19 protein-coding genes and 2 pseudogenes are annotated in these 24,470 nt (G+C 64.4%); 7 read left to right on the top strand and 14 right to left on the bottom strand.

What is annotated here, in order from left to right; all coding sequences use genetic code 11:
• Positions 1–9: 9 nt before the first annotated feature.
• From gatB to ACX5I4_RS06830, 4 genes are all read right to left on the bottom strand, one after another.
• Positions 10–1,518: an Asp-tRNA(Asn)/Glu-tRNA(Gln) amidotransferase subunit GatB gene (gene gatB, locus ACX5I4_RS06845; RefSeq protein WP_461836016.1), complete on the bottom strand. Its 1,509-nt coding sequence runs from the start codon at positions 1,516–1,518 to the stop codon at positions 10–12.
• Positions 1,518–3,074, bottom strand: coding sequence for an Asp-tRNA(Asn)/Glu-tRNA(Gln) amidotransferase subunit GatA (gatA, locus tag ACX5I4_RS06840; protein WP_461836015.1), 1,557 nt, complete (start codon positions 3,072–3,074; stop codon positions 1,518–1,520). The genes gatB and gatA overlap by 1 nt, the downstream gene beginning before the upstream one ends.
• A 4-nt stretch (positions 3,075–3,078) precedes the next feature.
• The gene (gatC, locus tag ACX5I4_RS06835) at positions 3,079–3,375 is read right to left on the bottom strand and encodes an Asp-tRNA(Asn)/Glu-tRNA(Gln) amidotransferase subunit GatC (protein ID WP_078105822.1); all 297 of its coding nucleotides are present in this window, start codon (positions 3,373–3,375) and stop codon (positions 3,079–3,081) included.
• 223 nt (positions 3,376–3,598) lie between these two features.
• Complete coding sequence (locus ACX5I4_RS06830) at positions 3,599–5,071, bottom strand: CitMHS family transporter (protein ID WP_461836014.1); 1,473 nt, start codon at positions 5,069–5,071, stop codon at positions 3,599–3,601.
• A 226-nt stretch (positions 5,072–5,297) separates the two neighbouring features.
• Between ACX5I4_RS06830 and ACX5I4_RS06825 the strand changes: the two genes are divergently transcribed.
• Together ACX5I4_RS06825 and ACX5I4_RS06820 are read left to right on the top strand one after the other, a co-directional pair.
• The gene (locus ACX5I4_RS06825) at positions 5,298–7,115 is read left to right on the top strand and encodes a sensor histidine kinase (RefSeq protein WP_461836013.1); all 1,818 of its coding nucleotides are present in this window, start codon (positions 5,298–5,300) and stop codon (positions 7,113–7,115) included.
• A pseudogene (locus ACX5I4_RS06820) lies at positions 7,112–7,785 on the top strand (response regulator). The gene ACX5I4_RS06825 and the pseudogene ACX5I4_RS06820 overlap by 4 nt, the downstream one beginning before the upstream one ends.
• Before the next feature lie 77 nt (positions 7,786–7,862).
• Here ACX5I4_RS06820 and ACX5I4_RS06815 read toward each other — a convergent pair.
• Positions 7,863–8,243, bottom strand: a complete 381-nt coding sequence (locus ACX5I4_RS06815) for a RidA family protein (protein WP_461836012.1) — start codon at positions 8,241–8,243, stop codon at positions 7,863–7,865.
• A gap of 57 nt (positions 8,244–8,300) precedes the next feature.
• On the bottom strand, positions 8,301–8,813 hold the full coding sequence (locus tag ACX5I4_RS06810; protein ID WP_461836011.1) for a GNAT family N-acetyltransferase: 513 nt from the start codon (positions 8,811–8,813) through the stop codon (positions 8,301–8,303).
• 335 nt (positions 8,814–9,148) lie between these two features.
• Here ACX5I4_RS06810 and ACX5I4_RS06805 point away from each other — a divergent pair, with 335 nt between their 5' ends.
• On the top strand, positions 9,149–10,495 hold the full coding sequence (locus ACX5I4_RS06805) for an LLM class flavin-dependent oxidoreductase (protein WP_461836010.1): 1,347 nt from the start codon (positions 9,149–9,151) through the stop codon (positions 10,493–10,495).
• Between the two features lie 53 nt (positions 10,496–10,548).
• Here ACX5I4_RS06805 and ACX5I4_RS06800 read toward each other — a convergent pair whose 3' ends face one another.
• The 8 genes and pseudogenes from ACX5I4_RS06800 to ACX5I4_RS06765 form a co-directional block, all read right to left on the bottom strand.
• A complete protein-coding gene (locus ACX5I4_RS06800) occupies positions 10,549–11,376 on the bottom strand; it encodes an inositol monophosphatase family protein (RefSeq protein WP_461836009.1) in 828 nt (275 codons plus the stop codon).
• A complete protein-coding gene (gene ligA / locus ACX5I4_RS06795; RefSeq protein WP_461836008.1) occupies positions 11,373–13,667 on the bottom strand; it encodes an NAD-dependent DNA ligase LigA in 2,295 nt (764 codons plus the stop codon). The genes ACX5I4_RS06800 and ligA overlap by 4 nt, the downstream gene beginning before the upstream one ends.
• Before the next feature lie 57 nt (positions 13,668–13,724).
• Positions 13,725–14,330, bottom strand: coding sequence for a hypothetical protein (locus ACX5I4_RS06790; protein ID WP_461836007.1), 606 nt, complete (start codon positions 14,328–14,330; stop codon positions 13,725–13,727).
• 144 nt (positions 14,331–14,474) lie between these two features.
• Positions 14,475–15,230: pseudogene (locus ACX5I4_RS06785) on the bottom strand (PP2C family protein-serine/threonine phosphatase); the annotation flags it as partial.
• A complete protein-coding gene (locus ACX5I4_RS06780; protein WP_461836006.1) occupies positions 15,230–16,393 on the bottom strand; it encodes an adenylate/guanylate cyclase domain-containing protein in 1,164 nt (387 codons plus the stop codon). The pseudogene ACX5I4_RS06785 and the gene ACX5I4_RS06780, both read right to left, overlap by 1 nt.
• Positions 16,383–17,018, bottom strand: a complete 636-nt coding sequence (locus ACX5I4_RS06775; RefSeq protein WP_461836005.1) for a PH domain-containing protein — start codon at positions 17,016–17,018, stop codon at positions 16,383–16,385. The genes ACX5I4_RS06780 and ACX5I4_RS06775 overlap by 11 nt, the downstream gene beginning before the upstream one ends.
• Positions 17,011–17,919: a biotin--[acetyl-CoA-carboxylase] ligase gene (locus ACX5I4_RS06770; RefSeq protein WP_461836004.1), complete on the bottom strand. Its 909-nt coding sequence runs from the start codon at positions 17,917–17,919 to the stop codon at positions 17,011–17,013. Before ACX5I4_RS06770 ends, ACX5I4_RS06775 begins: the two co-directional genes overlap by 8 nt.
• 47 nt (positions 17,920–17,966) lie before the next feature.
• Positions 17,967–18,857 carry an SDR family oxidoreductase gene (locus tag ACX5I4_RS06765; protein ID WP_461836003.1) on the bottom strand — a complete coding sequence of 297 codons (891 nt, stop codon included), beginning with the start codon at positions 18,855–18,857 and terminating at the stop codon, positions 17,967–17,969.
• Positions 18,858–19,067: 210 nt separating this feature from the next.
• Here ACX5I4_RS06765 and ACX5I4_RS06760 point away from each other — a divergent pair, with 210 nt between their 5' ends.
• The 4 genes from ACX5I4_RS06760 (at position 19,068) to ACX5I4_RS06745 (ending at position 24,409) form a co-directional block, all read left to right on the top strand.
• Positions 19,068–20,651, top strand: coding sequence for an acyl-CoA carboxylase subunit beta (locus ACX5I4_RS06760; protein ID WP_461836002.1), 1,584 nt, complete (start codon positions 19,068–19,070; stop codon positions 20,649–20,651).
• Complete coding sequence (locus tag ACX5I4_RS06755; protein WP_461836001.1) at positions 20,648–20,902, top strand: acyl-CoA carboxylase epsilon subunit; 255 nt, start codon at positions 20,648–20,650, stop codon at positions 20,900–20,902. Before ACX5I4_RS06760 ends, ACX5I4_RS06755 begins: the two co-directional genes overlap by 4 nt.
• A 178-nt stretch (positions 20,903–21,080) precedes the next feature.
• On the top strand, positions 21,081–22,766 hold the full coding sequence (locus ACX5I4_RS06750; protein ID WP_461836000.1) for a DUF885 domain-containing protein: 1,686 nt from the start codon (positions 21,081–21,083) through the stop codon (positions 22,764–22,766).
• A gap of 230 nt (positions 22,767–22,996) precedes the next feature.
• Positions 22,997–24,409 (top strand): dicarboxylate/amino acid:cation symporter, encoded by a 1,413-nt coding sequence (locus ACX5I4_RS06745; RefSeq protein WP_461835999.1) that lies wholly within the window; start codon positions 22,997–22,999, stop codon positions 24,407–24,409.
• Positions 24,410–24,470 lie beyond the last annotated feature (61 nt).

Here is a 24,470-nt window from a genome sequence, read left to right as displayed (position 1 = left end):
GTCGGGCTGTCAGCCTTCGACGCCGAGCCTCTCCAGGATCAGCTCGCGCACACGTGCGGCGTCGGCCTGCCCACGGGTAGCCTTCATGACACCGCCAACGATCGCACCAATGGCCTGAAGCTTGCCGCCGCGGATCTTCTCCGCGACGTCCGGCTGGGCCGCCAGTGCGGCGTCGATCGCTTCCAGCAAGGGGCCGTCGTCCGACACGACGGCGAGGCCGCGCTTCTCGACGATCTCGGCCGGGGTGCCCTCGCCGGCGAGGACGCCGTCCAGCACCTGGGAAGCCATCTTGTTGTTGATCTTGCCGCCCTCGACGAGCTTGTTGAGCTCCACGATGGTCTCCGGGGTGACGCCGAGCTCGGAGGGATCGACGTCGGCCGTCTTGGCACGCCCGACGATCTCGCCCATCCACCACTTGCGGGCAACGGACGCGTTGGCGCCGGCAGCAATGGTCTCCTCAATGGAGTCCATCACACCGGCGTTCACTACGTCACGGAACTCCAGGTCCGAATAGCCCCAATCAGCCTGGAGCCGCTTGCGGCGGGCCGCGGGCGGCTCGGGCAACGTGGCGCGCAGTTCTTCGACCCATTCGCGGGACGCGAGGACCGGAACGAGGTCCGGCTCCGGGAAGTAGCGGTAGTCGTCGGCGTCGGACTTTGCCCGGCCCGACGTCGTCGTGCGCGTGTCCTCGTGCCAGTGGCGCGTTTCCTGGATGACCGGCTCACCGGAGTCCAGGACGGCGGCGTGGCGCTGGATTTCGTAACGGACGGCGTGCTCGACGGCGCGCAGCGAGTTCACGTTCTTCGTCTCCGAACGGATCCCGAAGCGTTCGCGGCCATGCGGGCGCAGCGAAACGTTCGCGTCGCAACGGACGTTGCCGCGTTCCATCTTGGCGTCGGAAACCCCGAGGTTCTTGACGATCTCGCGGACAGCGGCCACGTACGCCTTGGCGAGCTCAGGTGCGCGGCTGCCGGCACCCTCGATCGGCTTGGTGACGATTTCCACGAGCGGAACACCGGAACGGTTGTAGTCCACCAGCGAGTAGTCGGCACCCTGGATACGGCCCGTGGCACCACCCATGTGAGTGAGCTTGCCGGCGTCCTCTTCCATGTGTGCGCGCTCGATCTCGACGCGGAAAACCGTGCCGTCCGAGAGTTCGATGTCCAGGTAGCCGTCGTAGGCGATGGGCTCGTCGTACTGGGACGTCTGGAAGTTCTTGGGAGTGTCCGGGTAGAAGTAGTTCTTCCGGGCAAAGCGGCAGGACTCGGCAATCTTGCAGTTCAGGGCAAGGCCGATCTTGATGGAGGACTCCACTGCCGTCTTGTTCACCACAGGCAGGACCCCGGGCATGCCAAGGTCAACCTCGTTGACGTTGGTGTTCGGCTCGTCGCCGAAGACGTTGGGTGCGGAGGAGAACATCTTGGTCTTGGTGTTGAGCTCCACGTGGACCTCGAAGCCAAGGACGGGATCGTACTTCTCCATGGCCTCTTCGAAGCTGAGGATGGCGTCGGTAGACATCAGTTGGAACCTCCGGCGATGGTGGAACTGGAACCGAGAACGGGTGCCTTCGCCAGCAGCGGGCCACCCCACTTCTCTTCGAGCAAGGACTCAAGGACGGCACCCACGCGGTACAGGCGGGCGTCCTCGCGGGCAGGTGCCAACAGCTGGATGCCTACGGGCAGTCCATCTTCGTCGGCCAGGCCGCCCGGGAGCGACAAGCCGGGAATGCCTGCCATGTTTGCCGGGATAGTGGCGACGTCGTTGAGGTACATGGCCAGCGGATCGTCGAGCTTCTCCCCCAGCTTGAAGGCCGTGGTGGGAGCGGTGGGCGAAATCAGGACGTCGGCCTGCGCGAACGCGGCGTCGAAGTCACGCTGGATGAGCGTGCGGACCTTCTGGGCCGAACCGTAGTAGGCGTCGTAGTAGCCGGCGCTCAGGGCGTAGGTGCCCAAGATGATGCGGCGCTTGACCTCGTCACCGAAACCGGCGGCGCGGGTAGCGGCCATGACGCGTTCAATCGTCATGGGGCCGTCCTCGGGCAGGACGCGCAAGCCGTAGCGGACGCCGTCGAACTTGGCCAGGTTGCTGGATACCTCGGAGGGCATGATCAGGTAGTAGGCGCCCAGCGCGTACTTGAAGTTGGGGCAGGAAACCTCGACGATTTCCGCGCCGGCCTCCTTGAGCAGCTCAAGGGACTCGTTGAAACGGGTCTCGACGCCGGCCTGGTAGCCCTCGCCGTGGAGTTCCTTGATGATGCCGATCTTCATGCCCGTGACGTTGCCCGTCTTGGCTGCTGCGACAAGGGTGTCGAAGGGGTCCGTCAGGGAGGTCGAGTCGAAGGGGTCGTGGCCGCCGATGACTTCCTGCAGCAAGGCCGAGTCCAGCACGGTCCTCGAAACCGGACCGATCTGGTCCAGCGACGACGCCATGGCGATGGCGCCGTAGCGGGAAACAGCTCCGTAGGTGGGCTTCATGCCAACCGTGCCGGTGACGGCGCCGGGCTGGCGGATGGATCCGCCGGTGTCAGTGCCGAGGGCCAGCGGAGCTTCGAAAGCTGCGACGGCGGCCGCGGAGCCACCGCCCGAACCACCCGGAATGCGGTCCAGGTCCCATGGGTTGCGGGTAGGGCCGTAGGCCGAGTGTTCCGTGGAGGAACCCATGGCGAATTCGTCCAGGTTGGTCTTGCCCAGGATGGGCATCTTCGCCGCGCGCAGCTTTTTGATGACGGTAGCGTCGTAGGGGCTGTGCCAGCCCTCGAGGATCTTCGAACCGGCAGTGGTGGGCTGCCCGATCGTCACGATGAGGTCCTTGACGGCAATGGGTACCCCGGCGAGTTCGTGCAACGCTTCGGCTTCAGCACCGCCAGCGGCGCGGATCGCGTCCACTTCGGCGGCGACAGCGAGCGCCTCTTCAGCGTTGACGTGCAGGAACGCATTGACTTGCCCATCAACGTCCGCGATGCGATCCAGGTACGCCTGGGTGACTTCGACGGACGTGACCTCACGCGCGGCGAGCTTGGTGGCAAGTTGTGCCGCGGACAGGCGGATGAGTTCGGAGTTGTTCAATTCAGTCATTCGCTTAGTCCTCATCCAGGATTGCCGGAACCTTGAAGCGGCCCTCGAAGGAATCCGGAGCCCCGGACAACGCCTGCTCAGCCGTAAACGTGTGGCCCACGACGTCCTCGCGGAACACGTTGCTCAACGGAATCGGGTGGGACGTAGCCGGGACATCGTCCCCGGCCGCTTCGCTGACGGACTTCACCGAATCCACGATGACGGCGAGCTCGCCGGCCATCCTGTCCAGCTCTTCGGCACTCATTTCAATGTGAGCCAGACGCGCAAGATGCGCGACGTCGTCACGGTTGATCGCAGCCATGGATCTCCCCTGCAAAGTTCAAATGGTTTTCCGGACTAGTCTACGTTGGTTGCGCCTGCCCCCGGGCGACGCAAAACACGCATCCTCCGCGTGCTCGCTCGTTCCTCGCTTAGACGCACGCTTCCGGATACCTGTTCCGCGTCTCAGTTACCCCACAACAAAGCGAGACAGCAGAGCGAGGAACCATTCGCACTCTGCTGTCTCGTTTGTTTAGTTAGTAGGGCTACCCGATGCCGATGGCTCCCGTCAGCATGCCTACTGCGAGCATGACGATCGAGATGACTGCTGTGCGCCACAGGACCTTCTTGTGGTGGTCGCCGAGTTCTACCTTGGCCAAGGACACCAGCAGCAGGATCGCGGGGACCAGGGGGCTCTGCAGGTGGAAGGGCTGGCCGGTGATGGAGGCGCGGGCCATTTCTGCGCCGCTGATGCCGTAGTGCGCGGCGGTCTCGCTCAGGACCGGGAGGACACCGAAGTAGAAGGCGTCGTTGCTCATGAAGAACGTCATCGGGATGCTGAGCAGGCCGGTGATGACGGCCATGAACGGACCCATCTCGGCGGGGATGATGTGGACCAGCCACGCGGACATTTCCTTGACCATGCCGGTGCCGTTGAGGACACCCGTGAGAACAGCTGCGGCCATGACCATACTGACGACGGCCACGATGGACGGTGCGTGGGCCACCAGCTGCGCGCCTTGTTCCTTGACCTTGGGGAAGTTCACCAGCAGCGCAATGGCGGAACCCACCATGAAGACGTAAGGCAGCGGCACAAGGTTGGCCACCAGCATGACCATGACAGCGACGGTGAGGCCGAGGTTGAACCAGAAGAGCTTCGGGCGCAGGGTCTTGCGGTTGGGATCGAGTGCGGTGGCGGTCAAACCGGTGTCGGCGAGCTCCACGAGGGTTTCGGTGCTTTCCAGGAGTCCGACGGCGGCGCCTCCGCCGGTGCCAGGGTTAGCTGCGGTGGGGGCCGTGTTGGAACCACGGCCCGAGGAGCCGGTGCCGGTACCGCCGCGGCGCGTGCCGCCGTCGGACACGTCACCTGCGTCGGCGACGTCGCCCCAGATCTCGGGGGCCGTGGCGCGGAGGCGATTGCGTTCCTGCAGGCCCAGGAGCCAGGAGAACACGAAGACGACGACGAGGCCCACGATGAGGGACGGAACCATCGGAACAAAAACGTCGTTGACATCGATCTTGAGGGCAGTGGCCGCGCGGGCTGTGGGGCCACCCCACGGCAGGATGTTCATGGTGCCATTGGCAAGACCGGCAACACAGGTCAGGACCACGGGGCTCATCTTCAAACGGAGGTAGACGGGCAGCATCGCCGCAGTGGTGAGGATGAAGGTGGTGGAGCCGTCGCCGTCGAGCGAAACAGCGGCCGCGAGGATGGCGGTGCCCAGAACCACTTTGGCGGGGTCGTTGCCCAGCTTGCGGAGAATGAACTTGACCAGTGGGTCGAACAGTCCGACGTCGATCATGAGTCCGAAGTACACGATCGCGAACATCAGGAGTGCGGCCGTAGACGTCATGGACTTCATCGAATCCATGACCATTGGCCCGATGCCAAGGCCTGCGCCGGCAAACAAACCGAAGATGGTGGGAACGATGATCAGCGCCAGAACGGGCGTCAACTTCTTTGTCATGATCAGGACCATGAACACCGCAATCATTGCGAATCCAAGCAATACCAGCACAGCCGGCTCCTTACTACAGTGAACGGCATCACGTCGATGTGATGCGCGATACAGAACCTATAGTGGCGACGCTCACAGCAAGGCGTTTGTGGGATTTGATGGACATACTGCTGATTGAGAGCATTTTGCTCATTGTGCTCAGTGCTTCAATGGAGAGGTAGACGTAGAAGTACAGCGCCGCTGCTGCCCCGCTCCAGCCGGCCAATCCCCGCCGGAAGGAGGCAGCATGCCCAGGCTTGCCCTGCGGTTCTCGACGCAGACACTGCTCCTGCAGCTCGGCGTCGTCCTCTTGGTGGTGCTGCTCAGCGGCACCGTCCATGCGTGGCTCGTCTACGGGCGGATCGGCACGGAAGCGGAGAACCAGGCGCTGACCTTGGCGCGCACCGTGGCCTCGGATCCCGTGATCCGATCCCAGGTCCAAGCCATCAGCAACGAGCCGGGAACCCCGCCTCCTGCGGTGCTCGCGGCCGGACCCATCCAAGCAGTTGCCGAGGCTGCCAGAAACCGCACTGGTGCCTTGTTCGTGGTGGTCACGGACGAGACCGGTTTGCGGCTGGCTCACCCGGATCTCGTCCGGCTCGGCGAACGGGTCAGCACGGATCCATCGGATGCCTTGTCCGGGAAGGAAGTCACCACCCGGAACACGGGCACTCTGGGACCATCCGCGGGCGCCAAGGTCCCGGTTTTCGCTCCGGGTTCCGTGGCGACGGTGGTTGGCGAAGTCAGTGTGGGCTATTCCATGGAGTCGCTCGGCCAAAGCCTTGCCGAGGACATCGTCCCGATTGCCCTGACCGCGGCGGGCTCCTTGATTGCCGGCGTCTTGGCGTCCTTCCTCCTGCGCCGCCGCCTGCAACGCCTGACGCTGGGCCTCGAACCCGAAGAAATCAGCACCCTCGTACATGACCAGGTGGCCGTGCTTCAAGGCGTGGACGACGGCGTGATCGGCATTTCCGCCGATGGCCGCATCACTGTCTTCAATGCCGCGGCGAGACGGCTGCTGGGCATGCCGGAAGCATCGGGACCCTCCGGCTCCCCCGCGCAAACGGGCGACACCAACGGACATGTCCTGCCGGGCACCGATTGGACAGGCACCGACTGGGCCGAGGCCGCCGTCCCCGCCCAGCTCAAGGCCCTCACTCAACCCTCTGCGCACGACGCCGAAGCCGTGGAAATTGTTGCGGGCGGCCGGGTCTTGGTTGCCAACGCCCGCAAGGCACTGCACCGCAAGGAGGATCTCGGCTGGGTGGTCATGCTCAGGGACCGCACCGAGCTGCAGCAGCTGACACGCCAGCTCGACGCCGTGGGCACCATGTCGGCCGCGCTGCGGGCCCAGCGCCACGAATTCGCGAACCAGCTGCATACGATCGCCGGCTTCATGAGCATCGGCCAGCACGGCCAGGCCAAGGACTATCTCGCCAGGATCTCCGCCACCGGGCCGTTGAAGTTTCCCGTGCAGCAAGCCGAGCTCCTGCAGGATCCTTATCTGCAGGCGTTCGTTGGCGCGAAGAGCGTGGAAGCGGACGAGCGAGGCGTGGCCTTGCGGATCGGTCCGGAGACCCTGGTGCGGGAGCACGTCACCGAGCCGCAGGATGTCACCACGGTGCTTGGCAACCTGATCGACAACGCCGTCAACGCCGCCGTCGCCGGCTCTTCGACGGAACGCTGGGTGGAGCTTGAGCTGCTCGACGAACCGGGGCCCGACGGCGGCACGCTGCACATCGTCGTCGCGGACTCCGGCGACGGCCTCGGCGGCATCGAGCCCGAAAGGGTTTTCGTGGAAGGATTCACGACGGCGGAGGCCGCCGACGGCGGGACCGCCAGGGCAGGTGGGCAGGGGCTCGGCCTCGCCCTGGTCCGGCAGCTCGTGCGGCGTCGCGGAGGCGATGTGCGCGTCCTGGAACCGGGCTCGCCCGGCGGTCCAGGCGCCGTCTTCATGGCCACGATGCCGAAGGTGACCGGCACGCCCGACGACGCCCCGCGAGCGGAACCCTCAGCAGCAGCCGAACCACCCGCAGCAACCGAACCCAAGGAAGGACACCAATGAGCGAAGACTTCAGGGTGTTGATTGTGGATGACGACTTCCACGTCGCCAAGCTCCATGCCGCCTATGTGGATTCCGTTGCCGGTTTCCTGGCGTTGGCTCCGGTAGGATCCACGGCTCAGGCGTTGCAGTCCGTCCACAGTCTCCGGCCCGATCTCCTGCTGCTGGACGTCTATCTGCCGGACGGTTCGGGACTGGACCTCCTGGGGCAACTCGATGTGGATGCCATGATGCTCACCGCGGCTTCCGACGCCGTGTCCATCAGGACAGCCCTGCGCCGCGGAGCCTTGGCCTATCTCCTGAAACCGTTCACCGCCGAATCACTGTCGCAGCAGCTGCGTTCCTATGCCCGTTACCGGCGGATCCTCGGTCAACAGCACGCCGTAGACCAGGAGACCATCGAACGGGCCAAGCGGGCACTCATCGCCGGCGACGTGGCGCCGTCGGGAAAGCCGCGCTCGGCGACCGAAGCGTCCGTGTTGGAGTCCTTGGCGCCGGGGAACAATACTCCGCGGCGGAAGTGGCGGAACGTGTGGGTGTCTCACGCGCCACGGCGCAACGGTACCTGTCCTCGCTGGCCGACGACGGCGCCGTCGAAATCCAATTGCGCTACGGCACGACGGGCCGCCCCGAACATCGCTACGGCGTCCCCGCGCGGCTCTCCCCCAAGTAGCTGCTCACCCAAGTAGCTGGCAGTAGATGCCGTTATGAGGCGTCAAAACGACACCTACTGCGAGTCAGTTGGGCTTCCTAGGCGCTCTTCTGGGCTACCAGTTCGATCTCGACGAGCATTTCCGGGTCAAGGAACGGAAGGACGTGGACCAGGGAAAGCGTGGGACGGATCTCTCCGAAGACCTCGCCGTGGGCGCGGCCGGCGTCTTCCCATTTGCTGATGTCCGTCAGGTACAGCTTCGACTGCACGACGTCCTCGTAGGAGAAACCGGCGTCGGCCAGGACCGCACCCAGTTTTTCGAGGATGTATTTGGTCTGCGAGTAGAAGTCGTTGCCGACTATGCCATCAGGCCCGGACGCCGCCGTGGCCGAAATGAAGAGTGTGTTGTCCACCTGGACCGCACGGGAGTAACCAAGGGTCTGTTCCCAGACCGAGCCCGTGCCGAATGTCTTGCGCATGCCGCGCCTTTCTCAGTTTCCGCACCCGGCCCGATAGCCGGGGTTTACGAGGAAACTTTATGGCCGGCGGACATCCTGCCGGTAAACGAACAGCTTTATGTCGGTCCCGGGCACGAACCAATCGCGGTTGGGCTCGCGTTCGAAACCGGTCTTGGCGTACAGCGCGTTGGCGCTCTCCCATGTCGCCCCCGTGGTGAGGGAAACGGCGTTGATGCCTTCCGTGGACCGGGCCTGGTCGACTATTGCCTGCACGAGTGCCCGTCCCGCGCCGGAGCGCTGCACGTCCGGGTCAACCACCAAGGTGCGCATTTCGAGCTCGTCCTCAAGGCCAATGTCCGAAAAGTCGCCGCCTGCCTTGGCCGACGTGACAGAACCGATGACCCGGCCGTCGCGCTCGGCGACGAAAACGTCGGCATGCCGGGCACGGCCTGCCACATCCCGCAGCTTCTCAAGGTACGGGTGGTCCGGGCTGCCATAGTAGCCAGCGGTCACGTAGGAGGCCATCGTAATGCGAGCTACGGCGTCGTAGTCTTCGGGCAGGGCGGGACGGACGGTAATCTGCGAATGCACTGATCCATGGTAGTCGGGTCCGCAGTGGCCGGGGTGCCAAAGCGCCGTTTCCGTGACCGAACTATCACCCTTGACCCCAACGCACGCTCAGATATAAGTCAGCGAGCGTTGGGGGAAAACCCCACATAAGTGAGCGAGCGTTGGGGGAAACCCCCACATAGGTGAGCGAGCGTCGCGGGCGGCTCCAGAACATTGCTTCGCGTGGCGCCAGATTGAGCCCGGTTTCCAGCTGTGAAGCCCGGTTTCCTGCTGTTGCGGGAACGTTTCGCGATGCTGGCGCGGGGCGGGTGTCGCGTGGTTGATTAGCGCCCAGGACACAACGAAAGGACCCCCGCATGAGCCCCCAACGCACACTCCACCTGAACGCATTCCTCATGAGCACCGGGCACCACGAGGCTTCGTGGCGGCTGCCCGAGAGCAATCCGCGCGCCAGCACCGACATCCGGCACTACCAAAACCTCGCGCAGATTGCAGAGCGCGGCACGTTTGACTCCATCTTCTTTGCCGATTCCCCCGTGATCTTCGGCGACGTCGGACGCCGTCCCGCGGGCAAGCTGGAACCAACCGTGCTGCTCACTGCGATTGCGGCTGCCACCGAAAGGATCGGCCTCATCGCCACGGCGTCCACCACGTACAACGATCCCTTCAACCTGGCCAGGCGCTTCGCCTCGGTGGACTTCGTCAGTGGCGGACGGGCCGGCTGGAACGTGGTGACCACGGCCGGGCCGGAGGCCGCCCGGAACTTCGGCATCGACGATCAGCCCGCCCATGCCACGCGTTATGAGCGTGCAGCCGAATTCCTGGAGGTGGCCGCCAAGCTGTGGGACAGTTGGGAGGACGATGCCGTGGTTGCCGACAAGGAGGCCGGGGTCTGGGCAGATTCAGCCAAGGTCCGGCCGATCGACCACGTCGGCAAGCACTTCCGGGTCCGCGGACCGCTCAATGTGCCGCGCTCTCCCCAGGGCCACCCCCTGATCGTCCAGGCAGGCTCCTCCGAGAACGGCAAGGGTTTGGCTGCCAGGTACGCCGAGGCCGTGTTCACTGCCCAGCAAACCTTGGAAGATGCCCAGGAGTTCTACGGCGACCTGAAGGCTCGGACAGTCGCACTTGGCCGAGCGGCCGAGAGCATCAAGATCCTGCCCGGAATTGTCCCTGTGATCGGTTCTACCCAGGCCGAAGCGTTGCGCCTGGAACGCGAATTGGACGAGCTCATCCGGCCCGAATACGCGAGGGCCGAGCTGGCCAAGACGCTCCGCGTGGCTCCTGAGGACCTGCCGTTGGACCGCCAACTTCCAGCGGATCTTCCGGACGAGGATTCGATCGAAGGCGCCAAGAGCCGCTACACCCTCATTGTGGAGCTTGCCCGCCGCGAGAAGCTCACGGTGCGCCAACTGATCGGCAGGCTCGGAGGCGGCCGCGGCCACCTGACTTTCGCGGGAACTCCGGAGCAAGTGGCCGACGCGATCCAGCTGTGGTTCGAAAACGGCGCGGCCGACGGCTTCAACATCATGCCCGCGGTGTTGCCCTCAGGCCTTGAGGCCTTTGTTGACCACGTGGTGCCGGTGCTGCGCCGGCGGGGTCTGTTCCGCAGCCAGTACAGCGGCAACACGCTGCGGGAACACTACGGCTTGGAGCGCCCTGTGAATCGCTTCTCGGAGGTGGGGTCGCTCGCCGGGGCCTGACCGCTCGCCGGGGCCTGACACCGGGAGTCCGGTGCCTCAAGGGAAGGCAGGAGCTAGAGCGGGAATTTGCCTGAAAGTTCCAAGGTTCCCGCGCACGTCCAAGCCTCCAAGCGGTCCGCGTCCGTGGGTCCGCCGTCCAGCGGACTGGTCAACCGCGGGCGGCGGACCCAGCAACCGGCTTCCTCGGCGATCAGGGCACCCGCCGCGTAGTCGTGTTCGTTGAGCCCGCGTTCTCCGAAGGCATCGTGGGTTCCATCGGCTACGAGGCAGAGATCCAGCGCGGCGGACCCCAGCCGGCGGAGATCGGCGAAGCCTTCCATAAGGGTCCCGAGTCCGGCGAACTGCTCGGCCCTCGTGGCGGGATCGTAGCTGAACCCGGAGGCCACGATCAGCCCTGTCCGGCCTAGTAGCGGACCGCTCAACTGGGTGCGCTGGCCTTTTTCCTCAAGCCATGCTCCGTGGCCGCGCGCGGCTGAGTAGACGCGTCCGAGGGCCGGGGCGTTGACCACCCCGGCCAGCCACACGCCGTCGGCATCCGCAACGGCCACGGACGTGGCGTAATAGACAATGTTCCGGATGAAGTTGGTGGTGCCGTCCAGGGGATCGATGGACCATCGGTAGCCACTGGGCTGCTCGGGACGGGTAGTCCCGTGCTCTTCGCCGGTGATGGTGTCGTGCGGACGAGCCGCGGTAATGGCGCCCCGCACCGCGTTCTCCGCCGCGACATCGAAAGAGGTCACCCAGTCACCGGCGTCGCCCTTGTTGACGACGCCGAGACTCCCTGCTGCGTTACCGCCGGCCGGCCGGCGGGCAAGTACCTCTGCCCCGGCCTCAGCGGCAGCGCGGGCGACGGCGAGAAGCTCCAAAACGTCGGCCGTCATTCGGAAGCTTCCGTGTCCGACCCGGACGCTTTTTCTGCTGCGGCAGCATTTTCCACTGCTGCAAGGGCTGAATCTTCCGCGTCTTCGTCCGGCCCAGCGTCCCCGGCACTACCGGCGGGTTCCAGCACGCCGTCGAGGAGCGCCCTGAAGCCGTCCTCGTCCAGTACGCGAATGCCGAGCTGTTCAGCCTTGTCCAGCTTGGAGCCGGCATTCTCCCCCGCAACCACGTAACTGGTGTTCTTGGATACCGAACCGGCCGCCTTGCCACCCCTGATGATGATGGCTTCCTTGGCTTCGTCGCGGCTCAGCGTGGGCAGCGATCCCGTCACCACGATGGTGAGGCCTTCCAGGTTCCGCTGGACGCCGGCGTCGCGTTCGTCAACCATGCGAACCCCGGCGGCTGCCCAGCTGTCGACGATTTCCTGGTGCCAGTCCACGGCAAACCATTCCTTGAGTGCAGCGGCAATGGTGGGTCCGACACCGTCAACATTGGCCAACTCTTCCTCGGAGGCGGCCCGGATGGCTTCCATGCTCCCAAAGGCCGTAGCCAGCGCCCGCGACGCCGTGGGTCCCACGTGCCGGATGGACAAGGCAACCAGGACGCGCCAGAGGGGTTGGGTCTTCGCCTTTTCGAGTTCCTTGAACAATTTGTCCGTGGTGGCCGTGGGTTTTGAGGGCGTCTTCGCGGTGGCCTTGGAGTAGAAATATGGCACCAATTCGAAGGTTCCCGTGCCTACGCCCTTGGAGCGCTTCTCACGCCGGATGCGTACCTCTGCGAGGTCCTCCGCGTTGAGGCTGAATAGGGCTGCCTCACTACGAAGGGGCGGGGTCTCCGGCTCCGCGGGCTGGGTGAGCGCGATGGCTGCTTCCCATCCCAAGGCCTCAATGTCGAAGGCGCCGCGGCTCGCCACATGGAAGACACGCTCACGCAGCTGGGATGGGCAGGACTTGGCGTTGGGGCAGCGGATGTCCACGTCGCCTTCCTTGGCCGGACCCAGGGGCGTATGGCAGGACGGGCATTCCGTCGGCATCACAAACTCACGTACCGGAGGATCCTGCTGATCGCGCAGCGCAAGGACGGGCCCGACGATCTCCGGAATAACATCGCCGGCCTTCCGCAGCACTACGATGTCGCCGATCATGACGCCCTTGGCCTTGACCACATCCTGGTTGTGCAGGGTGGCCATCTCCACGGTGGAGCCGGCCACTTTGACCGGTACCATCACCCCGTAAGGCGTCACGCGGCCGGTGCGGCCAACGTTGACTTGGATGTCCAGCAGCTTGGTGTGGACCTCCTCCGGCGGGTATTTGTAGGCCACGGCCCAACGAGGCACGCGCGAGGTGTAGCCGAGGGCACGCTGCGTGGCGAAGTCGTCGATCTTGACCACGATGCCGTCGATCTCATGGAGGAGGTCGTGCCGATGTTCACCAAAATGCTTGATGAAATCCAGGACCTCCTCGAAGGAGTCCAAGACCTTCAAGTACGGGCTGACCGGCAGGCCCCACTCCTCCAGCAGCTTGTATGTTTCGGACTGGCTGGTGGAATCGAGGCCTTCGCGCGCGCCGATGCCGTGGACGAACATCCGCAACGGACGCTTGGCCGTTTCCGCCGGATCCTTCTGGCGCAGGGAGCCGGCCGCGGCGTTTCGGGGGTTGGCCAGCGGTGCCTTGCCGGCCTCGATCAGGGCCTCGTTGAATTCCGCGAAAGCCTTGGACGGAATAAAGACTTCGCCGCGGATCTCCACCTCGGACGGATATCCGCTGCCGCTGAGCTGGCGCGGGATCTCCTTGATGGTCAGCACGTTGTGGGTAATGTCCTCGCCCGTGGTGCCGTCTCCGCGCGTGGCGGCACGAACCAGTTTGCCGTCGCGGTAGAGCAGGTTCACCGCCAGGCCGTCGATCTTCAGCTCGGTCAGCCACGCAATGCGGGAAGCCGTTGTGCCCAGCTTCTCCACGGAAGCTTCGGCCTTGCGGACCCACGCTTCGAGCTCGTCCAGCGAGAAGACATCCTCCAGGCTGTACATCCTCTGAAGGTGTTCGACGGCGGCGAACGCGGCCGAGACTTCGCCGCCCACTTCCTGTGTGGGGGAATCGTTGGAGACGAGCTCGGGGTGCAGAGCCTCGAGTTCCTCAAGGCGGCGGTACAGGGAGTCGAACTCGGCATCCGAGACCGTCGGCGCATCTTCCTGGTAGTACGCGTAGCGATACTTGCGGACGAGGTCTGCCAGGTTTTCGTACTCTTCCCGTACGGATTCGGCTGGAACTGCGGTTTCGCTCTCTGCTGTGCTCACGTACCTATCTTGCCGTAAAGCGGCGACAAAATAAGGCCGCTCGAGGACAACCAGGAATCAGTGCGAGAACCGGTTCCGGCTCCACAGGGCGAAGGCTATGCCGCCTGCCGCAACCAAAAGCACACCGCCCATGATGGCAATCACGCCGAACATGTCCGAACCCGGCCCTTTGGCGCCGCTGACCGCAGCCGCCTGGGTGGCCTTGAGCTGCCCATCTTGGATAGGAGTATCCCAATTGGACGACGCCGACGGCGAAGCGGTGCTCGTCGTCGGGCTTGCCGAAGGGCTCGCCGGGCTGGAAGCTGCCGGAGCCTCCGACGGCGCGACGCTGGGTTCTGTTTCCATGGTCATCTGTGGAACGGGGGCCTGCGCGGGCGCGGGTGCGGCTGGCGCGGGCGGCGCCGGTGCGACGACGGGTGGCTTGGTGGGGACTGGATCTGCCACCTTGGGCTGCGTCGGCGTCGGCTCGGTCGGTGCGGGGGCCGGGGAGGTGGGCGTGACCTGTCCCTGGCCAGGAATCAAGATGGTCTCAGCGTGGGCCGAAAGCAACGGGAAGGCGCACATCACCATGGCCATGGCAATGCCCGCGAGGGCAACGGAGAACGGGCGTCGCACAGCGGCACGGGTCGCGCGGCCAGAGTGCGCGGAGGAGCGTTGGGTCATGTTTACCTCTGCAGGACGGCACAGCCGCCCGGAGTTGGGGTGGTATTGACGGGAATCTTCCTACAAAGTCCGGGCGTGTCGCAAATTCCGTCCCCCAAAGCGTTGCCGGCATGGGCGAGTACCGGCACCGCCGGCGTCGTTCTACGTGATCCTGGCATCCACCACGATCGCCGTGACGTTGTCCCGCCCGCCGCTGCGCAGGGCCGCCTGGATAAGGGCATCTACAGCCTCCTGGGGGTGGGCCACCGCACTGAGGATCTGCGACATATGCTCATCGTCCAGCTCTCCGCTGAGACCGTCCGAGCACACCAGGATCCGGTCCCCGTCCAGAATGGGCAGCAACCAGAAGTCGGCCTCGGTGGCATCTCCGGTACCCAATCCGCGGGTGATCACATGGCGGCGCGGATGCACAGTGGCCTCTTCACGCGTGATGCTGCCGGCGTCCACGAGCTCCTGGACCTCCGAATGGTCCACGCTGACCTGCCTAAAATCCCCCCGGCTCAAGCGGTAGGTCCGCGAATCACCGATGTTCATGACCAGCCAATACGGCACGCCCATTTGCTCGACGACGACGACGCCGGACAGCGTGGTGCCCGCCCGGCCACCCGTGGCATTCCGGATCCGCGAGTCGGCGGCAACGATGCACTCCTGCAGGGCGACGGCCGTCACCGATCGCACGCCCGGCGCCAATTGCGGCATGCTGCCAAGAGTACGTACGCACAACCCGCTGGCGATCTCGCCTGCCTCGTGCCCGCCCATGCCGTCAGCCACCGCGAAAACCCGGTCCACCGCAATCAACGAATCTTCGTTGATCTCGCGTATCAGTCCACGGTCCGTCCCGTAGCCACAGCTCAACGTGAATCCTGGCTCAGGGGCGGTCGCTGCGGAGGGTGAATTCATCAGTCGAGAACCAGGCCTTTGCCAAGGCCGCGCGCAAGCCGGACGGGGAGGATTTCCCCGAAGCCACGGACGTTTTCAGCGGTTTGGGGAACCAGGACGAAACGTTCGTCCTGGCCCAGGGCCGCCGCCGTCATCTCATCAACCAGGACCGTTCCCGGTTCCGCCAACGCGGTGAGGCGGGCTGCCAGGTTGACGGTGGGGCCGTAGATATCACCGAGCCGGGAAAGGATGCGTCCCCAGACCATGGCCACGCGGGCTTCGGGCAGGATTTCGTCTTCGGTGAAGGCCTGGGCGAGCGCCAAGGAGATTTCAGCGCCCGCGGCGGGTGTCTCGGCAATGTAGAGGACTTCATCGCCGACCGTCTTGACCAGGCGTCCACCGCCGATGGAAATGATTTCCGCGCATTTGTTCTCGAAGCGCTGGACCAACTGGGCCAGGGTTTTCTCGTTCATGCGGCGGGAGAGGCTCGTATAGGAGACAAGGTCGGCAAAGCCCACGGCGCGCGCCAGCGGCAGCGGCGCATCGTCTTCATCGCCTTCGCGGCCCGCCTCGCTGGCCTGCAAGCCGGCTTCGGCGCGGACGGCCAAGCGCTGCACGCCGGCGTTCATCTGGCGGCGCCACGAGTACAAGAGGATCTCCTCCATGGCGTCCACGAGGTTGGGCAGTTCATTGACCAACTGTTTGCGTGCAACGGCGTCGGGGATGCCTTGTTGCACCACCATGTCCTCGATCAACGCCTCCACCTGCCACACCACCATGCGGTCGGTCATCTGGCCGATGGCGCGGGTCACGGAAATGGCGGCTTCCTCCGTGAGTTTTCCGGCACGGACAAGGTCAAGAATGGTGGACAGCGCGGCGAGGTCGCGCTCCGTGAACGCTACGTCCTGGTCTCCGAAGTTGGGGAAGCCAAGCGCGCGCCACAGTTTGCGGGCGGACAGCAGGGAGACACCTGCGCCGGCAGCAACTTCACGTCGCCGGAGTTTGCGTTCGCCGCCCAGCAGCCTGCTTTCGAGCGCCTTGATGGCCAGTCGCTCGGATGACAGGGCCCCGGTGTGCGGGGACACGACGGGAAGGACCCCCGTAGGTGCGGGGTCTACGGAAGGTTCGGGCACGGCGTCGGGCTCGTGGTCCATGTACTCAGGTTCCTGCTCGTCAACGCTCATCTCTTCCACCTTCTCTCACATCCCAGGGCAACGCTTCATGCGGGTAACCGCCAGGCCCATCAAAATCGTCATACTCGCCGGCTCCCGTCACGGCTCCATCACCGAACCTGATGCTCGCCGGAAGCTCGGCCATGGCTTCCAGGATGAAACTCCTGAACTTGCCGACCTCCGGGACATCCGCGAGAACGGCATCGCCGGGGTGCCCGGTATCCAAGGATATATTCCCGGAGCGCAATATCCGTTGGAGCAGCGATTGTTTGATCCCCACGCTGCGCACCGCAGCCAGGGGCACCTGCCAGTCGCCCCGGCGAAGCATTCCAGATCGGGCAGCTATCCTCCCGCTGGTCAGGATGTACCGAATGCCCCGCCAGCGGATGAATGCGGGGAGGCTGTAACCAAGCAGCACGATCGCCCCAATGGCCAGGCACGCGCCCACCAGCCATTGGGTCCACTCGATTGTAATGACGGGAAGCAACTTGCCCGGTCCGCCTTTGACTATCCAGGCACAGGCGAAGGCCGTCACAGCGGGGACCAGTATGAATGCCAGGATGGGACCAAAGAGCATCCTTGGCTGCTGCCGCGTGATCACGATGACTTGCTCCCCACGCAGGAGCTCTCTACGCATAACCGCTTTCTGTAGCCCTCAGGTGGACGACGTCGCCGGCGGTCACCACGTGCTCGCGGCCACCATGGTCCACCACCAAAAGGGAACCATACTCATCCAACCTGGACGCATGCCCCACCAACTCATGGTCGCCCGGCAGATGGGCTTTCACTTCGCGTCCCAAGGTGACCATGACAGCTTCCACCCGCTTGTGGAGGGACGAGCCGCCGGCCAATCCGGCCGTGGGGTCGCCGTCGGCATTGCAGAAACTGCGGTACAGAGTTGCGAAACGGGACAAATAGCTCTGGAGGAGGACGGTGCGGTCCGTGGTGGTGGCGCCCTCGAGCAGGAGGGACGTCGCCGTGGGGACAGGCAATTCATCCTCGCCGAGCGTCACATTGAGGCCGGTACCCAGGATCACGGCGGGAACCGATCCGTCCCCCATCGGCCCCATCTGGGCCAGGATACCGGCGATCTTCTTGCCTCGGACCAGGACGTCGTTGGGCCACTTGATCTCGGCGGGAACGCCAGCCGTTTCCAGGAGCGTCTCCCGCAAGGCGAGCGCACCCAGCAGGGAGAGCCAGGAGTAGCTCTGGGTCGCGACGGGCAGGCCTTGGGCGTTGACGGGACGCAGGACGATCGAGACGGAAATCGCCGAGCGGGCCGGAGACTCCCAGTGGCGGTCGAGCCTGCCCCGCGCCGCTGTCTGGTGCTCTGCGGTGAGGACTGCGAGGTCTGCCCATTCCTTGGGTTCCGTGGTGACGGCACGCAGAAGATCGGCATTGGTGGAACCTGTGGTCTCGACAATCTTCAATTGCGAAATACCAGCGGCCGCGAGGAAGTCGGGGTGAATCAGGGCATCGCGGTCCAGGCCCAAACGCGGGTCACGTGGTTCGCTGCTTGCAGGCTGTTCGACGTCCATAGACAGAATCCTATCCAGCCACGCTGGTCCCGGAAGAAGATGTCCGCTTACAGGAAGATGTCAGCCACGAGCTTCTCCTCCGGGGCACCCAGGCTGTAGGGCGTGAAGTCTGTGACCCCTGCGGCCGTGAGTACCTGTTCGTCGGTGTAGAAGTTGCCCGTTTTGCCGGTTGAATCCCCGCTCAGATTCGATCCAGTCAGGACAGCGTGGGCCGCGTCGGCCATGATTTCCGGGCCCCGGGCCGCCTGGACGATTTGTTCCCCTCCAGGCATGTTTCGAATGGCGGCGGTGTCGATCAGGGTGCAGGGCCACAGGGAGTTGACCGCCACGCCGTCGTTCTTCAATTCCTCCGCGAGGCCAAGGGTGGTCAGGCTCATGCCGTACTTGGCCATGGTGTAGGCAAGGTGCATGCCGGCCCACTTCGGATCAAGGTTCAGCGGCGGGGAAAGCGTCAGGATGTGGGCATTACCCGACGTCCGCAAGGCGGGCAATGCGAGCTTGGACAGCAGGAACGTGCCGCGGACGTTGATGTCCTGCATGAGGTCGTAGCGCTTCATGTCAATCGCATCAGTACGGGAGAGATCGATCGCCGAAGCGTTGTTGACCACGACGTCGATCCCGCCGAAGCGTTCGACGGCGGCGGCCACCGCCGCGGCAACGTCGCCGTCGTTGCGGACATCCCCGACGAGCGGCAGCGCTTGGCCGCCGGCTGCTTCCAGCTGCTCGGCAGCCGTGAAGACCGTACCTTGCAGCTTGGGGTGGGGTTCTCCGGTCTTGGCCATGAGAACGATGTTGGCGCCGTCGCGGGCCGCGCGGGTGGCGATTGCCAAGCCGATGCCTCGGCTGCCGCCGGACATCAGGATGGTGCGGCCACTCAGCGATCCACGTGCCTGGTAGGGAAGGGCAGGGTTTGCAGAAGCGTCGTTGCTTGAGGTCATGAGGACACTGTAGCCCAACTATGTTACTCGCGAGTAACATTGCTTGATGCTCGACTTGAAGTCGGAAAATTGTAGGGTTTCTACAGCGGTCTGTGGCTTTTGCGTCATTAGACTAGCCAACAGGGCCCGCACTTTGTACGGATGCTACTTAAGAGCGCATGCCTAACGAAGCAGTGCCAGCGTAAATCAGCTACAGAGCCGGAGACATTGATGAGCCACGATCTGACAACGACAGCGGGAAAGATTGCAGACTTCCGCGACCGCCAGGCCCGTGCAGAACAACCATCCGGCCCCGAAGCCATCGAGAAGCAGCATTCCCGCGGCAAGAACACAGCCCGCGAACGCATCGACATGCTCCTCGACGAGGGCTCGTTCGTAGAGTTCGACGCGTTGGCCGTCCACCGCTCCACAGCATTCGGCATGGAGAAGAAGAAGCCGCTGGGTGACGGCGTCGTCTCGGGCTACGGCACCGTTGATGGCCGCCTGGTCGCCATCTACAGCCAGGAGTTCAGCGTCTACGGCGGTTCCCTGAGCCAGGTCAACGGCGAGAAGATCGTCAAGGTCCAGGAATTCGCCCTCCGCAATGGCTGCCCGATGGTGGGAATCAACGACGGCGGCGGCGCGCGCATCCAGGAAGGCGTTGCCTCGCTGGCCATGTTCGCCGACATCTTCCGCAACAACGTCCATTCCTCCGGGGTCGTCCCCCAGATTTCCCTCATCATGGGCCCCTGCGCCGGCGGCGCGGCCTACTCCCCCGCCCTCACCGACTACGTGGTAATGGTGGACAAGACCTCCCACATGTTCATCACGGGCCCGGACGTCATCAAGACCGTCACCGGCGAAGACGTGGACATGGAAACCCTTGGCGGGGCGCGCCAGCACAACGCCACCACCGGCACTTCCACTTACCTCGCCAGCGACGAAGCAGACGCGATCGAATTCGTTCGCGAACTCCTGGACTTCCTGCCGTCCAACAACCTCTCCGAAGCCCCGGTCCTGGAGCACGAGCAAGAACTAGAGCTCGACGACGACGACCTCGCCTTGGACACGCTCATCCCGGATTCCGCCAACCAGCCCTACGACATGCGCAAGGTCATCGAGCAGATCGTTGATGACGCCCATTTCCTCGAAATGCAGTCGCTCTACGCCCCCAACGTGATCATCGGCTACGGCCGGGTCGAGGGCCACACAGTTGGCATCGTGGCCAACCAGCCGATGCAGTTCGCCGGCACGCTGGACATCTCCGCTTCGGAAAAGGCCGCCCGATTTGTCCGCCACTGCGACGCCTTTAACGTTCCCATCATCACTCTGGTAGACGTCCCCGGCTTCCTGCCCGGCAAGGACCAGGAATTCCAAGGCATCATCCGCCGCGGAGCCAAGCTGCTTTACGCCTACGCCGAAGCCACCGTGCCCAAGCTGACGGTTATCACCCGCAAGGCCTACGGCGGAGCGTACATCGTGATGGGTTCCAAGAAGCTCGGCGCCGACCTCAACCTGGCCTGGCCGACGGCACAGATCGGCGTCATGGGAGCCCAAGGCGCTGTCAACATCCTGTACCGCCGCGATCTTGCCGCCGTCGCCGAGGCCGGCGGCGACGTCGAAGCCAAGCGTGCCGAGATCATCCGCCAGTACGAGGAAGAACTCCTCAACCCCTACCAAGCAGCCGAGCTTGGCTACGTCGACGCCGTCATCGCGCCGTCGGAGACGCGGCTTCAGATCATCAAGGGTCTCCGCGCCCTCCGCGACAAGCGCGCAAGCCTGCCCACCAAGAAGCACGGAAACATCCCCCTGTGAGCGCCGAACAGAACGTTTCAGACTCCGGGCCTGATTCCACTGACGTGGGGCCAGCCGAGCCGTTGCTTTCGGTGGTCAAGGGAAACCCGACGCCGGAAGAGCTCGCGGCGCTTGCCGCCGTCGTCGCCTCCCTCGAAGCGCCGGAGGAAGCCGAAACCGCGCCACCCAGCACGCGCCACTGGCTGCGGCGGCAGCAACTGCGCCTGGAACCCACGCCGGGGCCGGGCGCCTGGAAGCGCAGCCGCGGCTAAATCCCCACCGCCTCCCTAACCTCGCTCCGCTCGGCCAGGGAACCCTCCCCACTACCTCCCCAGACTCGCAGGCTCGTCTGGGGCCCCTCGGTAGCATGGGCCCAGGCGGAGGCCCCTACTGTGGGGGCCTTCTGCAACAACCCTTTCACAAGAGTGCTGTCGCGGTTAGGCTCGTGGGGTGACTACTCCTAACACAGCTCCGGCACGCCTCCAGACTGCCATCGATGCAGTCGCCGACGCCTATACGGACACCCTCCTTGCCCTTAACCCGAGCCTCGCCACCACCCTCGGCCTGCCCGGACACGAAACCGAGTACCAGGATTTCTCGCCCGTGGGCGCGGCGGCATTCGCCAAGGCAGCACGCGATACCCTCGACGAGCTAGCCACGCTCGAGCCCGTGGATGCCTCCGACGTCATCACCCTTGACGCGATGCGCGAACGGCTCGGTTTGGCGCTCGAGATCCACGGGACCGGCTGGGACGCCGCGGACCTGAACAACATCGAGTCTCCCGCCCAAACCATCCGCGCGATCTTCGACCTCATGCCCACCGACACCGCCGAACACTGGGAGCACATCGCGGGCCGCGCGGCCAACGTCCCGGAAGCGATCGACGGGTACATCGCTTCCCTTCGTTCCGCCAGGGACGCAGGGAAGGTCTCCGCCGTCCGCCAAGTCAAGATCGTCATCGAACAGACCAGCAAATACGCCGCCGAAGACGGCTTCTTCGCCAAGCTTGCCTCCGAAGCCGCCATCGATGGCCAGCCCCTGCCGGCGGCACTGCAGGAAAGGCTCGACGCCGGTGCCGCCGTCGCGCGTTCCGCTTACGCGCGCCTGGCCGCCTTCCTCGAAACAGAGCTCCTGCCCTTCGCCCCCGAAAAGGACGCCGTGGGCCGCGAACGCTACGCGCTGGCCTCACGTTTGTTCCTCGGAGCAACCGTGGACTTGGAAGAAACGTACAACTGGGGCGTGCAGGAACTCGACAGGCTCATCTCCGAACAGGAACGGGTAGCCGAGCAAATCAAGCCGGGCGCGTCCATCGAGGAAGCCAAAGCGATCCTGGACAACGATCCCGCGCGGCAAATCAAGGGCACTGACGCCCTCAAAGCCTGGATGCAGGAACTCTCAGACCGAGCAGTCTCCGAATTGGCCGACGTGCACTTCGAGATCCCGGACATCATGAAGACGCTCGAATGCCGTATCGCGCCCACGGACGAAGGCGGCATCTACTACACGGGTCCCTCTGACGACTTCTCCCGGCCCGGCCGCATGTGGTGGTCCGTCCCCGCAGGCGAAGACACCTTCACCACCTGGGCCGAGACCACCACGGTCTTCCACGAGGGGGTGCCGGGTCACCACCTCCAGGTGGCCACCGCCGTCTACCGTCGCGAGCTCCTCAACAACTGGCGACGCAACGTCTGCTGGGTCTCCGGACATGGCGAAGGATGGGCCCTCTACGCCGAGAAGCTCATGCTGGAACTCGGCTACCTCAAGGATCCGGGCGACCACATGGGCATGCTGGACATGCAGCGCATGCGTGCGGCCCGAGTGGTGTTCGATATCGGCGTCCACCTCGAGCTGCAGGTACCGGAGCGCTGGGGCAGCGGCACCTGGACCTCGGAAAAGGGCTTCGAATTCCTCAAGGCCAACCTTCCCATCAGCGCAGGCCAGCTCCAGTTCGAATTCACCCGGTACCTCGGGTGGCCGGGCCAGGCTCCGTCCTACAAAGTGGGGCAGCGGCTATGGGAAGAAATCCGGGCTGAACTCGAACGCCGCGACGGATTCGACCTGAAGTCCTTCCACACGGATGCGCTGAACATCGGCTCTGTTGGTCTGGATACGCTTCGCCGGGCGCTGCTGGGGTAACCCAACTGACTCGCATTTGTTGTCGTTTTGGAGGCTCAAAACGACAACAAATGCGAGTTAGATGGCTTGGGCCGCGCGAGACATTCCCCACATTCCGTCCGGGAATAACTTCATAAATGGGTGGATTGACGGCGAATTCGCGGGCTTCTTTGATAGTGGGTCGAAATTGTTCTCGTAACATTTCTCAACCTCGGGTCGCGGTGGTATTTGTGCGGGCCTAGTTTATTCCGGTGAGCAATTCATCCAACACTTCGACTTCCGCCGGAAAGACTGCGTCCCGGCTTCCTCAGTGGGCAACGTCCTTCGGCGTCCAGATCATCGCGGCCCTGGTGATCGGCTTGGCGCTCGGTCTTTTGGCCAAGGCCACCGGCAGCACTAAGGCGGCTCCCAACGGGCTCGGTGCCACCTTGCAGACCGTCGGCTCAAGCTACGTCTCGCTGCTGCAGACCGCCGTCGTGCCCTTGATCTTCACCGCCGTGGTGAGTTCCATCGCGAACCTTCGCCAAGTGTCCAATGCGGCGAAACTGGCGTGGAACACCTTGCTCTGGTTCGCTATCACTTCGCTCATCGCGGTGTTGATCGGCATCGGACTAGGCGTCCTCCTGCAGCCGGGGGCCGGTACGGGCATCACCAAGAAGGCCGAGTATGCCGGAAGCACCGGCGACTGGTGGGCATTCCTCACCGGCCTGTTCCCGAAGAACTTCCTGGGGCTGGGCGCCAACACCACCGTCACAAACGGCGTCGCCAGCACTTCGGTCAGCTTCAACGTGCTGCAGATCCTGGTTATCGCCATCGCCGTCGGAGTCGCGGCCCTCAAGGTCGGCAAACAGGCCGAACCGTTCCTGAACCTCAACGCCTCAGCCCTGGCCGTCATCCAGAAGGTCCTCTGGTGGATCATCCGGATCGCCCCGCTGGGCACCATCGGCCTGATCGGCAACGCTGTGGCCGTCTACGGCTGGGACACCATTGGCTCGCTCGGCAAGTTCACCGTGGCAATCTACGTTGGCCTCGCCCTGGTGTTGTTCGTGGTCTACCCCATCCTGGTCACGACCCATGGGCTGTCCGTCAAGCAGTACTTCTCGGGCGTGTGGCCCGCCGTTCAGCTGGCATTCGTCTCGCGCTCCTCGATCGGCACGCTGCCGCTCACGCAGCGCGTCACGGAGCGCAACCTCGGAGTTCCCCAGGGCTACGCCTCGTTCGCCGTGCCGCTGGGCGCCACAACCAAGATGGACGGTTGCGCAGCGATTTACCCGGCCGTTGCCGCGATCTTCGTGGCCCAGTTCTTCGGCGTCAACCTGGACATCAGCCAGTACCTGCTGATTGTGGTGGTTTCCGTCCTTGGTTCCGCGGCAACTGCAGGCACCACGGGCGCCGTCGTCATGCTCACCCTGACCCTGTCCACGCTGGGGCTGCCGCTCGCCGGCGTCGGACTTCTCCTGGCGATTGACCCGATCCTTGACATGGGCCGTACGGCTGTCAACGTTGCCGGACAAGCGTTGGTTCCCGCCATCGTCGCCAAGCGCCAGGGCATCCTGGACGAATCGCTCTACAACGCGCCTCGCAAGGGAAAGGCGTTCGCGGCCGAGACCGAGTCTCCCGAGGTCTCTGACGAGGCTCGCGAGCTCGCTGACGCCAAGGCCTAAACGCCGGCCTATCGTCGCACTGACAAATCCCCGGGGAACGCCCCGGGGATTTGTCCTTAAC

The organism is Arthrobacter sp. MMS24-S77 (assembly GCF_054888235.1).
The sequence above is the reverse complement of the archived record's forward strand: the minus strand, read 5'-3'. Positions and strand labels throughout refer to the sequence as shown.

Bases quoted from the DNA above. Each gene is read 5' to 3' on its own strand.
- ACX5I4_RS06790 (WP_461836007.1), bottom strand. From the start codon at position 14,330: ATGACCCAACGCTCCTCCGCGCACTCTGGCCGCGCGACCCGTGCCGCT.
- ACX5I4_RS06770 (WP_461836004.1), bottom strand. From the start codon at position 17,919: ATGGACGTCGAACAGCCTGCAAGCAGCGAACCACGTGACCCGCGTTTG.
- gatA (WP_461836015.1), bottom strand. From the start codon at position 3,074: ATGACTGAATTGAACAACTCCGAACTCATCCGCCTGTCCGCGGCACAA.
- ACX5I4_RS06760 (WP_461836002.1), top strand. From the start codon at position 19,068: ATGAGCCACGATCTGACAACGACAGCGGGAAAGATTGCAGACTTCCGC.
- gatC (WP_078105822.1), bottom strand. From the start codon at position 3,375: ATGGCTGCGATCAACCGTGACGACGTCGCGCATCTTGCGCGTCTGGCT.
- ACX5I4_RS06775 (WP_461836005.1), bottom strand. From the start codon at position 17,018: ATGCGTAGAGAGCTCCTGCGTGGGGAGCAAGTCATCGTGATCACGCGG.
- gatB (WP_461836016.1), bottom strand. From the start codon at position 1,518: ATGTCTACCGACGCCATCCTCAGCTTCGAAGAGGCCATGGAGAAGTAC.
- ACX5I4_RS06765 (WP_461836003.1), bottom strand. From the start codon at position 18,857: ATGACCTCAAGCAACGACGCTTCTGCAAACCCTGCCCTTCCCTACCAG.
- ACX5I4_RS06780 (WP_461836006.1), bottom strand. From the start codon at position 16,393: ATGAGCGTTGACGAGCAGGAACCTGAGTACATGGACCACGAGCCCGAC.
- ACX5I4_RS06825 (WP_461836013.1), top strand. From the start codon at position 5,298: ATGCCCAGGCTTGCCCTGCGGTTCTCGACGCAGACACTGCTCCTGCAG.
- ACX5I4_RS06800 (WP_461836009.1), bottom strand. From the start codon at position 11,376: ATGACGGCCGACGTTTTGGAGCTTCTCGCCGTCGCCCGCGCTGCCGCT.
- ACX5I4_RS06815 (WP_461836012.1), bottom strand. From the start codon at position 8,243: ATGCGCAAGACATTCGGCACGGGCTCGGTCTGGGAACAGACCCTTGGT.
- ACX5I4_RS06805 (WP_461836010.1), top strand. From the start codon at position 9,149: ATGAGCCCCCAACGCACACTCCACCTGAACGCATTCCTCATGAGCACC.